We start from the raw sequence: 14,123 nt of genomic DNA, 5'->3' as shown, positions 1-14,123 counted from the left end.
GCCGGCTGGGGGCCAACCCCGTACGGTGCCCGTGTGACTGACTTTCACATCAGCTACGGCACCGAGGTCGCCGAAGCCCTGCGCGACGGCCGGCCCGTCGTCGCCCTGGAGAGCACCATTGTCTCGCACGGTCTGCCCCGACCGCAGAACCTGCGGGTGGCCAGGGAAATCGAGCAGACGGTCCGAAACGCCGGGGCGGTTCCGGCGACCATCGGCATGATCGGCGGCGAGCTGGTGGTCGGCCTCAACGACGGGCAGCTGACCCGGCTCGCCACGGTCGACGGCGTGACCAAGCTCTCCGTCCGCGACCTCGCGGTGGCGGCTGCGACCGGTGCGGACGGCGCCACCACCGTGGCCGCGACCAGCGCGGTGGCCGCCGCGGCCGGCATCGGGGTGTTCGCCACCGGCGGCCTGGGCGGGGTGCACCGGGAGGCCGCGCACACCTTCGACGAGTCGGCGGACCTGGTCACCCTGGCGCAGACCCCGATCACGGTGGTCTGCGCCGGGGTCAAGTCGATCCTCGACGTGGGCGCGACGCTGGAGCGCCTGGAGACCCTCGGGGTGGCCGTGGTCGGTTACCGCACCCGCCGGTTCCCCGGCTTCTACCTCACCGACGCCGGCTTCGACCTGGACTGGTCGGTGGACTCGCCCGAGCAGGTCGCCGCGGTGCTCGCCGCCCGGGACGAGCACGCCGTGCACACCGGCGGGCTACTCGTCGCCAATCCCCTGCCGGTCGACGAGCAACTCGACCCGGAGTTGCACGACCGGACGCTCGCCGACGGCCTGGCCCTGCTGGAGCGCGACGGGGTTACCGGGAAGGCCGTGACGCCGTACCTGCTCGCCCACTTCCACTCGGCCACCGAGGGCGCGAGCCTGACCGTGAACGTCCGGATCATCCTGCGCAACGCCGACCTGGCCGCGCGGATCGCCGTCGCCGCAGCGGCCCGCAACACCGCCGCCGCCGTATGACCCGACCGGCCCGGGTGGTCGTCGTCGGCGACGTGATCACGGACGTGGTCGCCGTGCTGTCCGGGCCGCTCGCGGCCGGCTCGGACACCGCGGCCGAGATCAGTCTCGGCGGCGGCGGCCAGGCCGCCAACACCGCGGCCTGGATCGCCGCGCAACGGGTGGACGTCACGCTGGTCGGCGCCGTCGGTGCCGACGACGCGGGGCGCGACCGGGTGGCCGAGCTCGACCGGGCGGGTGTCGACTGCGCAGTCGAGCGAGTCGAAGGCCACCCGACCGGCACGGTGATCGTGTTGGCCGCCGACGACGAGCGCACCATGGTCAGCCAGCGGGGTGCGAACCTGCTGCTGAGCGCCGCGCACGTCGAGCGGGCCCTCGCGGCGGCGCCCGACGCTGGGCATCTGCACCTGTCCGCGTACACCCTCCTGGACGCCGGGTCGCGCGACGCGGGGCTGCGGGCGTTGGCCGCCGCCCGCGAGCGCGGGCTCACCACCAGCGTCGACGCGGCCTCCGCGGTGCCGCTGCGGCGGGCGGGCGCGGCGGCGTTCCTGACGTGGGTACGCGAGGTCGACCTGCTGCTGGTCAACGCGGACGAGGCCACGGTGCTGGCTGGTGGGCTGGACCCGGCGGCGCAGGGGCGGGCGCTGTCGGCGACGGCCCGGCGGGTCGTGGTCAAGCGCGGCGCGGCGGGCGCGGTCTGGGTCGACCGCAGCGCGGCGGTCTACGTGGCTCCGGCCCGGCGGGTGGCAGTGATGGATGTCACCGGGGCGGGCGACGCCTTCGCGGCCGGCCTGCTCACCGCCTGGCTCGCCGGTGCCAGCCCGACCGCGGCACTGAACCGCGCCACCGACCTGGGGGCGCTGGCCGTCTCCACCGTCGGCGCACGACCACAGGCGTAGCGGTCGACGCACGGCCAGGCGTGACCGTCGGCGCACGCCCACAGGCGTGGCCGTCGAACCCTGGCCCGCTCGCGGGTCAGGGTTCGACGTCGATGACCTTGTGCGGGCGCTCCTCGGCGGTGAGGCTCATCGGCGGGGTGTCGTCCGTGTGCCGGCGGTGGAACCGGTTGGCCAGTCGGTGCTCTTCCTTCGGCGGCCGGTCGTTGGCCAGCAGCACGGCCAGCCAGGGGATGAGCACCATGCCGAGGGCGCACAACGGCAGCCAAAGCCAGAGCAGTGGGGCGTTCGCACCGACCAGGATCGCGCCGACGATGATGCAGGCCACCCGAATGCCCATCATCAGGACATAGCGGCGCTGACGGCTGTTGAGCTGATCACCCTGGCTGCGCGAGGCGTCGGTGATCAGAATCGGCTGGTACGCCTGACGCTTCACCATGGACCTCCTCGAGGGGATTACGCCTCATCCTGTCACCGCGAAGCCGTGATCAGCGAAATTCGACTCATCCCACTGCGTGTTACGCCCGTGGTACGCTCCGCGGCGTGGGCAGCAGGTTCAGCTTCACCGACGAGGCGTTGGCCAACCTGAGGGTCTACGACGTCACGCCCGGGGAAGTCTGGGAGGCGTTGCACAGCGCCCGACGGGTCATCCGCCATCTGGGCGACGACGTGATGGTGGTCTACGCCGCCGCCCGTCGGGGCCGCCGGTTGGCGGTGCTGCTCGCCGAGGCCGATGGCACCGACAACGACTGGGACATCCTCTCCGCCCGCGAGTTGAGCGACATCGAGTCCAAGCGCTACGACGAGGCCATGCGGAGATCTCGCCGATGAGGAGGCCGTGACGATGCACCGTAACGACGCGACCAAGCAGTTCCACAGCGGCGACGACCGGATCGCCGAGCTGATCGATGAGAGCCCGGCGGTGGATCTCCCCACCCCCGACACCGACGTGCCGATGGTGAGCCGATCAGTCCGGCTGCCGCTGGAGACCTACGAGCGGGTGCGGGCCGCCGCCGACGCCCGGGGCATCGGGGTCACCACGCTGATGCGCCAGTGGATCGAGGCCGGCCTGGCCGACCTGGACGACTCGGCGACCGTGTCACTCGCCGACGTCCGACGCGCACTGGCCTCGCTCGCGCACCCCACCGCCGCCTGAACGAGCGGGTCAGCCGTCGGCGGTCTTCGCCTTGGCCGCCGCCTTCATCTGCTGCTTGAACTCCCGCACCTGGCGCAACGAGTCGGCGTCGGTGACGTCGGCCACCGACCGGTACGCGCCCGGGTCGCCGTATCCGCCGGCCGCCTCCCGCCAGTCCTGCGGGGTCACCCCGAACCGCTTGCCGAGCAGGGCCACGAAGATCTGCGCCTTCTGCTTGCCGAAGCCCGGCAGCGCGGAGACCCGCCGCAGCAGATCCGGCCCGTCGGCGACGTCGGACCAGAGCAACGCCGCATCGCCGTCGTAGCGATCCACCAGGACCTGGCAGACCTCCTGCACCCGGGCCGCCATCGCCTTCGGAAACCGGTGCAGCGCGGGCGGCTGGGCGAAGAGGGCGATCAGCGCGTCCGGGTCGTACCCGGCCAGCTCCGCCGCGTCCAGCTCATGGCCGAGCCGCTGCACCAGCACGTACGGCGAGGAGAACGCCTTCTCCATCGGCACCTGCTGGTCGAGAACCATGCCGAGGAGCAGGGCCAACGGGCTGCGCTCCAGCAGCCGGTTGGCCTCCGGGTCGATGGGCAGCACAAGCGTCATGCCTGCCATCTTGCCCTGCCCACGACGGGAGACACGACCACCGTCGACGGTGACACCCCGGACTAGTCGGCGGCAGGTGGTGAGCCAGGCGTGGTCCGCATGCGGGCGAGCGCCTGCGGCGTCAGGTGTCGTGCGAGCGTGTCCAGCGCGGCATGGACGTCCCCAGCGGCTCTACGAACGCCACGGCTACGTCGTCGAGGGCCGGCACACCGCCGAATTCCTGATCGACGGCGAATTCGTGGACGATCTGGCGTTGGCCGAGAGTCTGCGGCCGGCCTCCGATGGCGCGTCCCGGCCGGTGGCAGGATGACGGCGTGGACGAACACGACATGCTGCTCTCCCCCGCTGGCGTCGACGCGCTGCGGACCGCGCTGACCCGGACGGGGTTCACCAGCCACGGCATCGCCGAGCGGTTGGGCGCCCAGGCGACCGCCGCGGTCGCCCGCAACGACTACCGGGCCGCGCTGCGCGCCACCGAGGACGGCGACCCGCTCGGCACCCTGATCCGGGTGTTCATCTGCGACCAGCTCGAGCCGGAGGCGGCGGTCGCCGCCGCACTGGCGCCGCTGAGCCTGGACGAGGCGCTGGCCGGCGGGCTGGTCGAGCGGTACGGCGACGGCCTGCGTGCCGGCATCGACCTTGAGCCGTACGGCGACGACTGGTGGGTGCTCGCCGACGTCTCGGCCAACGCCCGGCCGGGCCGGCCGCTGCACGCCGAGCACGTCCTCGGCATCGGCGGGGCCACCCAGACCCTGATCGGCGCAACAATGCGTCGACCGGTCGAGACCGCACTGGACCTGGGCACCGGCTCTGGCGTCCAGGCCCTGCACCTGGCCACCCACGCCAGGTCGGTGACCGCCACCGACCTCTCCGAGCGGGCGCTGCGCTTCGCCGCGACCACCGCCGCCCTCAACGGTCAGGAGTGGGAGCTGCTCCGCGGTGACCTGGTCGCCCCGGTTGCCGGTCGGCGGTTCGACCTGGTGGTGAGCAACCCGCCGTTCGTGGTCGGCCCGGGCACCACCACGCACGTCTACCGCGACTCCGGCAGGGTCGGCGACGCGATCGGGGCCGAGCTGGCCGCCGCCGCTCCGAGCCTGCTCACCGACGGCGGCACCATGCAGTACCTGGCGAACTGGGTGCACGTCGCCGGTGAGGAGTGGGACGAGCGGGTGGCCGGCTGGTTCGCCGGGACCGGCCTGGACGCCTGGGTGATCCAGCGCGAGGTGGCGGACCCGATGGCGTACGTCGACCTGTGGCTCACCGACGTCGGCGAGACCGCCGACCCGCAGCGGATGGCCGCCTGGTTGGACTGGTTCGACGCGCACAAGGTGGAGGGGATCGGCTTCGGCATCGTGTCCCTGCGCCGGGGTGGGCACGCCGACCCGGTGGTCCGCGTGGAGGAGCTGCGTCAGCGGGTGCAGCCACCGCTGGGCGATCAGATCGCCGCCTGGTTCGACCGCCAGGACTTTCTGCGGGTACGCGACACCGAGGCGTTGCTCGCCGAGCGCTACCGGGCCGCTGAAGGGCTCCAACTGCGGCAGGAGGCCACCATGGGTGACGAGGGCTGGGCGGTGGACCGGCAGGTCCTCGCGATGCCGCACGGCCTGCGCTGGACCGAGGAGATCGATCCGCTGGTGCTGGCGCTGGTCGGCGGCGCCGACGGTCGACTGCCGTTGCGCGACCAGCTCGCTCTGCTCGCGGCGGCCCACGACGTCGAGCCCGACGAGATGGCCGAGGCGGCGGGACCGATCGTGGCGCACCTGGTGGAGCGCGGCTTCATCGAGCCGGTGACCGCCTGATGCGAGCGGCAGGCGGGGCCGTCAGCATCCCGGCGATCCGCTGATGCGCGCGCTGAACGCGGCCGGCGCGTCGGTGGTGGGCTGATGCGCGCGGTGGTGCAGACCGTCGGGCGGGCCAGCGTGACCGTGGACGGCGAGGTGGTCGGAGCGATCGAGGATGGCCTGCTGGTGCTGGTCGGAGTGACCCACACCGACACCGAGCAGACCGCACAGACGATGGCCCGCAAGGTACACGAGTTGCGCATCCTGGACGAGGAGCGGTCCGCCGCCGACACCGGGGCGCCGATCCTGCTGGTCAGCCAGTTCACCCTCTACGGCGACGCGCGCAAGGGCCGCCGCCCGAGCTGGACGGCAGCCGCCCCCGCCGAGGTAGCCGAACCACTGGTGACGGCGGTCGTCGATGCCCTTCGCCAACGCGGCGCACCGGTGGAAACCGGCCGCTTCCGCGCCCACATGCTTGTGGAAAGCACCAACATAGGCCCCCGCACAATCCTCCTGGACCTCTAACCCCACCCACCCAGTTCCCCCTGTCCCCCTCCCCACCCCACCGCCCTCGGTGATCATGAAGTTATTGCCCTCCGCCCCGGCGTTTCTTGGCAATAACCTCATGATCAACCGCCGGAGAAGGGGGGCGGAGGGGGCGGGAGAGGGTGGGAGGGGGTGGGAGGGGTGCGGGTTAGGAGAAGAGGCCTCGGCGGGTCAGGGACTGGCGGAGCCAGTTGTCGAGTTCGGCGGTCCAGTCGGTGCGGTCGGCGGTGGCGTGGTCCACCGTGAACCGGCCGAACGCGTCCCGACCCTCGCTGAAGACACCGCCCCGCTTGTCGACCTCCAACACCACCTGCATCTGCTGCGCATCGGCGATGAAGGTGACCTCCAACTGGTTGATCGAGCGGGCGTACTGCGGTGCCGGGTTGAACTCGATCTCCTGATAGAACGGCAACGTCTGCCGTACGCCATAGATGTGCCCACGCTCGACGTCGGCGCGGGCGAACCGGAAACCCAGTCGCAGCAACGCGTCCAGCAGTCGTTCCTGCGCGGGCAGCGGGTGCACCGACACCGCGTCCAGGTCGCCCTTGTCGACCGCGCGGGCGACCTCCAGCTCGGTACGCAGCCCCATCGTCATGCCGTGCAGGTGTTGCCCGTACAGCTCGGTGACCGGTGTCTCCCACGGCACGTCGAAGCGGAACGGGATGTCGTGGCGCTGCCCAGGCTCCAACCGGAACGCGCCGGTGACCTGCTGGCGGTGGAACTCCTGGGTGGTGTCGTAGTCGTTGTCGCCGCTCTCGACTTCGACCCGGGTGACCAGGCCGAGAGTCACGTGGTCGATGTCGACCTGGTGGTCACCGCCGATCACCTGGATGTGGCCCTCCAGCTGGCCGCCCGGGCGGCAGTTCGGGTTGGCCAGCACCGTCTCGACCGACGGGCCGCCGACCCCCATCGCCTTCATGAGCCGCTTGAAGACCACACCGTCCTCCATCGTGTGTGCACGCCGACCCGAGGTGGCCGATCGTCCGCAACGTAGTCGTGGCGGGCAACCACACGCCGGGATGACACACCGCACCAGCGATCCGACCCAATTCCTGTCGGGTGCCCGATCGCCTCACTCCCGTTTTACGCCCCGCCCGCCAAGCTGTGTCTCACAGCGACACCGCTGGGCCGGAGACACGGCACAGACGTGGAAACGGGGAGAGACAGAGATGGTCCTGCAGATGACGGAACACCGGGTGCGCCCGGTCACCACGACCGACACCGACGGGGCCACCGAGGTCCTCGCCGACCTGGACGCCACCGACGAGCGTGGCATCTCCACCGACCTGGTCCGCGCGTACCTGAATGGGATCGGCCGGACCAAGCTGCTGACCGCGGCCCAGGAGGTCGATCTGGCCCGGCGGATCGAGGCGGGACTGTTCGCCGACGAGAAGCTGGCCACCTGCACTCCGGTCTCCGCAGAGCTGCGGGCCGACCTGGAGCTGATCGTCGTGGAGGGCCGGGCGGCCAAGGACCACCTGCTGGAGGCGAACCTGCGGCTGGTCGTCAGCATCGCCAAGCGCTACACCGGCCGTGGCATGGCGTTTCTCGACCTGATCCAGGAGGGCAACCTCGGTCTGATCCGGGCGGTGGAGAAGTTCGACTACGCCAAGGGGTACAAGTTCTCCACGTACGCCACCTGGTGGATCCGGCAGGCGATCACTCGCGCGATGGCCGACCAGGCCAGGACGATCCGCATCCCGGTGCACATGGTCGAGCAGGTCAACCGGATGGTCCGGGCCCGCCGCGAGTTGGCGGTGACGCTGGGCCGCGAACCGACGGTCGCCGAGGTCGCCCGGGCACTGGAGATCCCCGAGATCCAGGTCATCGAGCTGATCTCCTACGACCGGGAGCCGGTCAGTTTGGACCAGGCCGTCGGCGACGACGGCGAGAGCGCGCTCGGCGACTTCGTGGCCGCGGTGGACCCGCGCACCGAGCCGGGTGACGCTGCCGCCCAGGGCGAGCTGCGCAATGAGGTAAGCGTCGTGCTGGCCACCCTGTCGCAGCGGGAGCAGGCGGTCATCCGGCTGCGGTTCGGCCTGGACGACGGCCGGCAGCGCACTCTGGACGAGGTCGGTAGGGAGTTCGGCCTGTCCCGGGAGCGGATCCGGCAGATCGAGAAGGTGACTCTGTTGAAGCTGCGCGCCCCGGAGCGGGCGCAGCGCCTGGAGGCGTACGCCTGCTGACGCACCCGGTTCCCACGGAAGGCCCTGGCGGTTCGCCGGGGCCTTCCGTGCTGTCGAGGTGTTGACTGGGACATCGATCCGCCGAACCGTCGACGCGAGGAGAGCGACCATGAACTGGACGTTGGAAGTGGTGATCGTGCCGGTCTCCGACCTGGACCGGGCGAAGAAGTTCTACGCCGACCAGCTCGGCTTCACCGTGGACCACGACACAGTGATCAGCGACGACGCCCGGATCATCCAGTTGACCCCGCCCGGCTCGGGCTGCTCGATCGTGATCGGCAAGGGTGTCGTCCCGGACATGCCGCCGGGTTCGCTCAAGGGCCTGCAACTCGTGGTGCCCAACCTGAAGCGGGCCCACGAGGAGTTGGTCGCTCGGGGTGTGGAGGTCAGCGAAATCCAGGTGGTGGGTCAGAACCCCCGGGCGGTGCCGGATCCGCTGGACAACGTCGGCTTCGTCTTCTTCACCGACCCGGACGGCAACTCCTGGGGCGTCCAGCAGATCTCCAGTCGCCCCTGACCGGGCAGCCTCACAGGCGGCGGGGGCCGGTGTCCGGGCGGGCGACCACGCCACCGACTCGCACCTGGGCGTGCAGGACCGAGATGCCGTCCGGGCGGGCGAGCACCGGGTTGAGGGTCAGCGACCGTACCCGGGGCTGTTCATCGGCGAGTTGACCCACCCGCAGCAGCAGGTCGGCCAGGGCCGCCCGGTCGACCGGTGCGGCGCCCCGGTGCCCGCGCAGCAGCGGTGCCGCCCGGGGCTCGTCGACCAACTCGGTGGCGTCCCGGTCGGTCAGCGGCACCGCCCGCCAGGCCCGGTCGCCCAGCAACTCGGTGGCGACCCCGCCGAGACCGAACCCGACCACCGGCCCGAACGCCGGATCTTCCACCAACTCGACCACGCAGGCCACCCCGGGCGGGACCATCGGCTGGACCAGCGCGTCCGGGCCGAAGGTCGCCGCCAGCTCGGCGTACGCCCGGCGGAGGGCCGGCTCGTCGGGCAGGTCGAGCCGGACGGCACCGAGATCGAGCCGGTGCCGGAGCCCGGGGGCGGCCGCCTTGAGCGCCACCGGAAAGCCCAGCCGCACCGCCGCGTCGACCGCCGCGCCGACCGAATCGACGGGCACCGAGGCCACCACGTCGATCCCGTACGCGGCCAGCAGCGCACCGTGGTCGGTCGCGTCGGTGCGGAACGCGGTTTGCGCGGCGACCCGATCGATACCGGGTAACTCGGGCGCCACCCCGGACGGGCGGCGCAGCCACTCGGCGTACCGGTGCACCCGGGCGAGAGCCCGGACCGCCTCCTCCACCCCGCTGTACGCCGGCACCCCCGGCGGCAGCCGCCCGACCAGGAACGTCGCCACGGTCGGCTTGCCCAGCGCGAGAGCGGCCGGTAGCGCAGCCGTCACGTCGGCGTCCACCTCCGTCAGTTGGCCGGGCAGCGGCGGGGCGAACACCACCACCAGGGCGTCCACCCGCTCGTCGTCGGCTGTCTCCGCGAGTGCGGCGGCGAACTCGGCGGCACCGGCGCTCGGCGCGACGTCGCGGGGATAGCCGTCGGCCACGGTGAGGCCCTGCCCGACGCAGGCGGTGGCGGCCAGGCCGGTCAGGGCCGAGGAGTTGCCGACCACACCGACCCGACCGCCGACCGGCAACGGCTGGTTGGCCAGCAGCACGCCCGCGTCGAGCAGCTCCGACACGGTGTCCACCCGGATCACCCCGGACTGGGCGAAGAGCGCGGCCACCGCCACCTCGTCGGGCCCAGCGGTGTCACCCAGGCCGACCGGCCGGGCCGACGAGGCGAGCGCGACGACCGGTTTCGCGCGGCCGATCCGCCGGGCCAGCCGAGCGAACTTGCGGGGGTTGCCGAAGGTCTCCAGGTACAACATGATCACGTCGGTGCCGGGGTCGGCCTGCCAGTACTGCAGAAGGTCGTTGCCGGAGACGTCGGCCCGGTTGCCGGCCGAGACGAAGCTGGACAGGCCGAGGCCACGCCGGTCCGCCTCGGCGAGCAGCGCCACCCCGAAGGCGCCGGACTGGCTGAAGATGCCGACCCGGCCGGCCGGCGGCAGAGCCGGGGCGAGGGTCGCGTTGAGGCGTACCGTCGGGTCGGTGTTGGCCACGCCGAGACAGTTCGGGCCGATCACCCGCATCCCCGCGGCGTGCGCCGCGCGGACCAGCGACCGCTGGACGGCCGCGCCCTCGGCGCCGGCCTCGGCGAAGCCGGCCGAGATGACCACCAGACCGTGCACGCCCGCGGCGGCGGCGTCGGCGACCACCGCGGTCGCCGCCTCCGGCGGGACCGCCACCACCGCCAGGTCCAGCGGCGTCCCGGCGTCAACCGCCGACGGGTACGCGGGCAGGCCCGCCACCGTCGACGCGCTCGGATGCACCGGCACCACCGCGCCGGTGAAACCGCCGTCGCGCAGATGCCCGAGCACCGCCGCGCCGACGCCCTGACCGGTGGCGCTGGCCCCGTAGACGACGATGCCACGAGGGGCGAGCAGCCGAGCGATCGAGCGGGCCTCGGTGCGGTGCTCCCGGCCACGCTGCACCTCCAGCGTGGCCTCGGTGGGCGCGATCGGGAAGCTCAGGTGCACCACGCCGTCGGCGTACTCGCGCTGGACCTGGTAGCCGAAGTCGGCGAAGACCCGCAGCATCGTCCCGTTGGCCGGCAACACCTCGGCGACGAAGCTCATGATGTCGTTGCGGCGGGCGGTGTCGGCCAGGTGCTCCATCAGCACCGACCCGATGCCCCGACCCTGATAGGCGTCCTCCACCACGAAGGCCACCTCGGCCTCCGGGGCCTGCGGGCCGAGCCGCTCGTAACGGCCGACCGCGACGATCTGGTCGGCGGCCAGCACCACGAACGCCTCCCGGTCGTGGTGGTCGACGGTGACGAACCGGATCAGGTCCCGTTCCGGAATGCGTGGGTACGGTGAGAAGTACCGCAGGTAGCGGGTGCGCTCGGAGAACCGGCTGTGCATCGCCACGATGCCCGGCGCGTCGGCCGGGTCGATCGGTCGCAACTGGACGGTGCTCCCGTCGCTGAGCAGCACGTCCACCGGCTGGTTCAGGCTCGTCACCGAAACGGCCCGGCTCAGTCCCGCGGATCGTGCGGGTCGAGCCCCAGCAGCGGAAAGACCGTCTTGCGGGTCGCCGCGATCGCCCGGTCCACCGCGTTCGGCTCACCCGTCGGCTGCCACGGCTCGTACGACGGGTCCGCGTCGTCGGTCATGCGCAACGGCACCTCCCGGCCCAGACGACGGGAGGCGACCAGATCCCGCCAGGCGGCAGGGGTGAGCGTGGCCGGGTCGATCGGGTCACCGGTGGCCACGGCGAGCAGGTGACTCCAGGCCCGGGGCACCACCTCGACCAGGGCGTACCCGCCGCCGCCGGTGGCCACCCAACGGCCGTCGCACAACTCGTCGGCGAGCGCCCGCATCGCCAGGTAGGTGGCCCGCTGCCCGTCCACCGTGAGGTTGAGGTCGGCGAGCGGGTCCAGTCGGTGCCCGTCCGCACCGCACTGGCTGACCAGCAACTGCGGCCGGAACGCGCGCAGCACCGACGGCACGATCGCGTGGAAAGCACGCTGCCAGCCGGTGTCGTCGACCCCCGGCGGCAGCGGCATGTTGACCGCGGTGCCCTGCGCGCCCGGCCCACCCGTCTCGTCCGGAAAACCCGTGCCCGGGAAGAGCGCCAGCGGGGTCTCGTGCAGGCTGACCGTGAGCACCCGGGGATCGTCCCAGAAGATCTGCTGCACGCCGTCGCCGTGGTGCACGTCGACGTCCACGTACGCGATCCGCTCGGCGCCCAGGTCGAGCAGTCGGGCGATGGCCACCGCGGGATCGTTGTAGACGCAGAAGCCGGAGGCTCGGGCCGGCATCGCGTGGTGCAGGCCGCCGGCCACGTTCACCGCCCGCCGGGCATCGCCGCGCCAGACCGCCTCGGCGGCAGCCACCGTCGCACCGGCGATCAGCGCGCTGGACTCGTGCATCCCCTCGAAGACCGGGTTGTCGGACGTGCCCAGCCCGTACCCGGCGAAGAGCGGGTCGCGGGGCGCGGCGCGCACCGCGGCCACGTAGGCCGGGTCGTGCACCCGGGTGAGCAGGGCGTCGTCGGCGGGCTCCGGCTTGACCATCCGCACCCCGGGCCGAGCCAGGATGCCCAGCTCGCGGGCCAGCGCGACGGTCAGCTCAACCCGGACCGGGTCGAGCGGATGGTCGCCCATGTCGTAGGCGAGCAGCGACTCGTCCCACACCACCATCGTGTCGTCGGACATGAGCCCATCGTCGCACGAGGACCGTCGCCGACCCACCGCACGCGCTGGTCAGCGGTCAGATGTCGGCCCGGAGGCAACCGGTCGGGCCGGGTCGGCCACCCAGTTGCTCCACGATCCAACGTAGAGAGCCGCGTCCGTGCGGCCGGCCAGGTGCAGCGCGAGCACCGCCTGTGCGGCGGTCACCCCGGAACCGCAGTACGCCCCGACGGCCCGCGCACCGGTCACCCCGGCGGCGGCGAACCGCGCACTCAGCGCGTCGGCGGCCAGGAAACGTCCGTCCGGGCCGACGTACTCGGCGGCAGGCAGGTTCGCCGCTCCCGGCACGTGACCGGCAACCGGGTCGATCGGCTCCACCTCACCCCGGTAGCGGGGCGCCGTCCGGACGTCGAGCAGCACGGCGTCGTCCGCGGCGGCCAGCTCGGCGGCCTGCCCCGCGTCGAGCACCGGGAGATCACCGGGGCGCACCACGACGTCGCCGGGAGTCGGGGCGGGCGCGTCGGTGGAGACGGGCCGACCGGCGGCGACCCAGGCCGGGTAGCCACCGTGCAGCAGGCGCACCGGGCGGTGCCCTGACCAGCGCAGCGTCCACCAGGCCCGCGCGGCGGCCAGGCCGTCGCCGCCGTCGTACACGACCACGGGATGACCGGCGCGGACGCCGGCAGCACGCAGCGCGACCTGCAGCGCGGCCGGGTCGGGCAGCGGATGCCGACCGCCTGCACCCGGTGGCCCGCAGAGCGCGGTGTCCAGGTCGATGAAGACCGCGCCGGGCAGGTGACCGGCGAGGTAGTCGTCGCGACCCGGCGGGCCGACGAGCCGCCAGCGGACATCGAGCAGGGTGGGCGGATCGACGTGGTCGAGCTCGGCGGCGAGCCGATCGACCTCGACCAACGGCTCCTGGGTACCGGACATGGCGACCATCCAACACCATTCGCTGTGACGGCACGCGGTTCGGCGGCGGGCGCTGGCCGTTTACCGAGGTACCATCGTGCACCGGAGGACCGCTGACGTTATGAAGTCTCACGACCTGGTCGACACGACCGAAATGTACCTGCGCACCATCCTTGAGTTGGAAGAGGAGGGGGTGCCGCCGCTGCGCGCCCGGATCGCCGAACGGCTGCAGCAGAGCGGTCCCACCGTGAGCCAGACCGTCGCCCGGATGGAGCGCGACGGCCTGCTCACCGTCGAGGGCGACCGGCACCTCACACTCACCGAGCAGGGCCGGGGCAGCGCCGTGTCGGTGATGCGCAAGCACCGCCTCGCCGAACTGCTGCTGGTCAACGTCATCGGCATGCCCTACGAGGAGGCCCACGAGGAGGCCTGCCGCTGGGAGCATGTGATGAGCGACGCGGTGGAGAAGCGGGTCTACGACCTGCTCAACCGACCGACCCGCTCCCCCTACGGCAACCCGATCCCGGGCCTACAGGAGCTCGGTTCGCCGGCGGCCGAGACCACCGAGCCAGCTGAGGGCGAGCGCAACCTGGCCTTCCCCGGGCTCTCCGGGTCGGTCGTGGTGCGCCGAATCTGCGAGAGCGTGCAGAAGGACGCCGACGTGCTGCGCCAACTGCACGCCGCCGGAGTCGACCCGGGTGCCACGGTGACCGTGGCGCAGGAGCGCGACGGGGTGTCGATCGACCGGTCGGGTGACCGGGTGCGGCTGCCCCGCGAGGTCGCCTCCCGGGTCTTCGTCGCCGCCAACTGACCAACCGACCGCGCCACCAACTG

The 14,123-nt window shown here is 72.4% G+C and carries 16 protein-coding genes; 10 read left to right on the top strand and 6 right to left on the bottom strand.

Annotated features, from left to right (window positions below; all coding sequences use genetic code 11):
- Positions 1-33 precede the first annotated feature (33 nt).
- Together JOD64_RS21930 and JOD64_RS21925 are read left to right on the top strand one after the other, a co-directional pair.
- Positions 34-969 (top strand): pseudouridine-5'-phosphate glycosidase, encoded by a 936-nt coding sequence (locus JOD64_RS21930; protein WP_204943926.1) that lies wholly within the window; start codon positions 34-36, stop codon positions 967-969.
- Positions 966-1,865, top strand: a complete 900-nt coding sequence (locus tag JOD64_RS21925) for a carbohydrate kinase family protein (protein ID WP_204943925.1) — start codon at positions 966-968, stop codon at positions 1,863-1,865. Before JOD64_RS21930 ends, JOD64_RS21925 begins: the two co-directional genes overlap by 4 nt.
- Positions 1,866-1,941: 76 nt before the next feature.
- Here the strand turns inward: JOD64_RS21925 and JOD64_RS21920 are convergent, their stop codons facing one another.
- Positions 1,942-2,301, bottom strand: coding sequence for a DUF3099 domain-containing protein (locus tag JOD64_RS21920; RefSeq protein ID WP_181518647.1), 360 nt, complete (start codon positions 2,299-2,301; stop codon positions 1,942-1,944).
- Between the two features lie 104 nt (positions 2,302-2,405).
- Here JOD64_RS21920 and JOD64_RS21915 point away from each other — a divergent pair, with 104 nt between their 5' ends.
- Entirely contained in the window at positions 2,406-2,693 is a 288-nt protein-coding gene (locus tag JOD64_RS21915; RefSeq protein WP_204943924.1) for a hypothetical protein, read from the top strand.
- A 13-nt stretch (positions 2,694-2,706) separates the two neighbouring features.
- Positions 2,707-3,018 (top strand): YlcI/YnfO family protein, encoded by a 312-nt coding sequence (locus JOD64_RS21910; RefSeq protein ID WP_074318058.1) that lies wholly within the window; start codon positions 2,707-2,709, stop codon positions 3,016-3,018.
- Positions 3,019-3,027: 9 nt separating this feature from the next.
- On the opposite strand, the gene JOD64_RS21905 is transcribed toward JOD64_RS21910, so the two are convergent.
- The gene (locus tag JOD64_RS21905; RefSeq protein ID WP_204943923.1) at positions 3,028-3,618 is read right to left on the bottom strand and encodes an HhH-GPD-type base excision DNA repair protein; all 591 of its coding nucleotides are present in this window, start codon (positions 3,616-3,618) and stop codon (positions 3,028-3,030) included.
- 121 nt (positions 3,619-3,739) lie between these two features.
- On the opposite strand from JOD64_RS21905, the gene JOD64_RS21900 reads away from it, so the two are divergent.
- From JOD64_RS21900 to dtd, 3 genes are all read left to right on the top strand, one after another.
- Positions 3,740-3,919: a hypothetical protein gene (locus tag JOD64_RS21900; RefSeq protein WP_204943922.1), complete on the top strand. Its 180-nt coding sequence runs from the start codon at positions 3,740-3,742 to the stop codon at positions 3,917-3,919.
- 4 nt (positions 3,920-3,923) lie between these two features.
- A complete protein-coding gene (locus JOD64_RS21895) occupies positions 3,924-5,408 on the top strand; it encodes a DUF7782 domain-containing protein (protein WP_204943921.1) in 1,485 nt (494 codons plus the stop codon).
- Positions 5,409-5,492: 84 nt separating this feature from the next.
- Positions 5,493-5,915, top strand: a complete 423-nt coding sequence (gene dtd / locus JOD64_RS21890) for a D-aminoacyl-tRNA deacylase (protein ID WP_204943920.1) — start codon at positions 5,493-5,495, stop codon at positions 5,913-5,915.
- A gap of 169 nt (positions 5,916-6,084) precedes the next feature.
- Here the strand turns inward: dtd and JOD64_RS21885 are convergent, their stop codons facing one another.
- A complete protein-coding gene (locus JOD64_RS21885; RefSeq protein WP_204946181.1) occupies positions 6,085-6,873 on the bottom strand; it encodes a sporulation protein in 789 nt (262 codons plus the stop codon).
- A gap of 232 nt (positions 6,874-7,105) precedes the next feature.
- Between JOD64_RS21885 and sigB the strand changes: the two genes are divergently transcribed.
- Positions 7,106-8,122 carry an RNA polymerase sigma factor SigB gene (gene sigB, locus JOD64_RS21880; RefSeq protein WP_372434175.1) on the top strand — a complete coding sequence of 339 codons (1,017 nt, stop codon included), beginning with the start codon at positions 7,106-7,108 and terminating at the stop codon, positions 8,120-8,122.
- Positions 8,123-8,231: 109 nt separating this feature from the next.
- Entirely contained in the window at positions 8,232-8,639 is a 408-nt protein-coding gene (locus tag JOD64_RS21875; RefSeq protein ID WP_204943919.1) for a VOC family protein, read from the top strand.
- Between the two features lie 10 nt (positions 8,640-8,649).
- On the opposite strand, the gene JOD64_RS21870 is transcribed toward JOD64_RS21875, so the two are convergent.
- The 3 genes from JOD64_RS21870 to JOD64_RS21860 are packed head-to-tail and all read right to left on the bottom strand — an operon-like array spanning position 8,650 to position 13,310.
- A complete protein-coding gene (locus tag JOD64_RS21870; protein WP_204943918.1) occupies positions 8,650-11,205 on the bottom strand; it encodes a bifunctional acetate--CoA ligase family protein/GNAT family N-acetyltransferase in 2,556 nt (851 codons plus the stop codon).
- A 14-nt stretch (positions 11,206-11,219) separates the two neighbouring features.
- The gene (locus JOD64_RS21865) at positions 11,220-12,401 is read right to left on the bottom strand and encodes an acetoin utilization protein AcuC (protein WP_204943917.1); all 1,182 of its coding nucleotides are present in this window, start codon (positions 12,399-12,401) and stop codon (positions 11,220-11,222) included.
- A gap of 48 nt (positions 12,402-12,449) precedes the next feature.
- A complete protein-coding gene (locus JOD64_RS21860) occupies positions 12,450-13,310 on the bottom strand; it encodes a sulfurtransferase (RefSeq protein ID WP_204943916.1) in 861 nt (286 codons plus the stop codon).
- Between the two features lie 100 nt (positions 13,311-13,410).
- Between JOD64_RS21860 and JOD64_RS21855 the strand changes: the two genes are divergently transcribed.
- Positions 13,411-14,100: an iron-dependent transcriptional repressor DtxR gene (locus tag JOD64_RS21855; RefSeq protein WP_204943915.1), complete on the top strand. Its 690-nt coding sequence runs from the start codon at positions 13,411-13,413 to the stop codon at positions 14,098-14,100.
- Positions 14,101-14,123: the final 23 nt, after the last annotated feature.

Source organism: Micromonospora luteifusca (genome assembly GCF_016907275.1).
GTDB lineage: Bacteria > Actinomycetota > Actinomycetes > Mycobacteriales > Micromonosporaceae > Micromonospora > Micromonospora luteifusca.
The sequence above is the reverse complement of the archived record's forward strand: the minus strand, read 5'-3'. Positions and strand labels throughout refer to the sequence as shown.

Coding starts and splice junctions, on each gene's coding strand:
- JOD64_RS21865 (WP_204943917.1), bottom strand. CDS start 12,401: ATGTCCGACGACACGATGGTGGTGTGGGACGAGTCGCTGCTCGCCTAC.
- JOD64_RS21910 (WP_074318058.1), top strand. CDS start 2,707: ATGCACCGTAACGACGCGACCAAGCAGTTCCACAGCGGCGACGACCGG.
- sigB (WP_372434175.1), top strand. CDS start 7,106: ATGGTCCTGCAGATGACGGAACACCGGGTGCGCCCGGTCACCACGACC.
- JOD64_RS21905 (WP_204943923.1), bottom strand. CDS start 3,618: ATGGCAGGCATGACGCTTGTGCTGCCCATCGACCCGGAGGCCAACCGG.
- JOD64_RS21920 (WP_181518647.1), bottom strand. CDS start 2,301: ATGGTGAAGCGTCAGGCGTACCAGCCGATTCTGATCACCGACGCCTCG.
- JOD64_RS21925 (WP_204943925.1), top strand. CDS start 966: ATGACCCGACCGGCCCGGGTGGTCGTCGTCGGCGACGTGATCACGGAC.
- JOD64_RS21875 (WP_204943919.1), top strand. CDS start 8,232: ATGAACTGGACGTTGGAAGTGGTGATCGTGCCGGTCTCCGACCTGGAC.
- JOD64_RS21855 (WP_204943915.1), top strand. CDS start 13,411: ATGAAGTCTCACGACCTGGTCGACACGACCGAAATGTACCTGCGCACC.
- JOD64_RS21860 (WP_204943916.1), bottom strand. CDS start 13,310: ATGTCCGGTACCCAGGAGCCGTTGGTCGAGGTCGATCGGCTCGCCGCC.
- dtd (WP_204943920.1), top strand. CDS start 5,493: ATGCGCGCGGTGGTGCAGACCGTCGGGCGGGCCAGCGTGACCGTGGAC.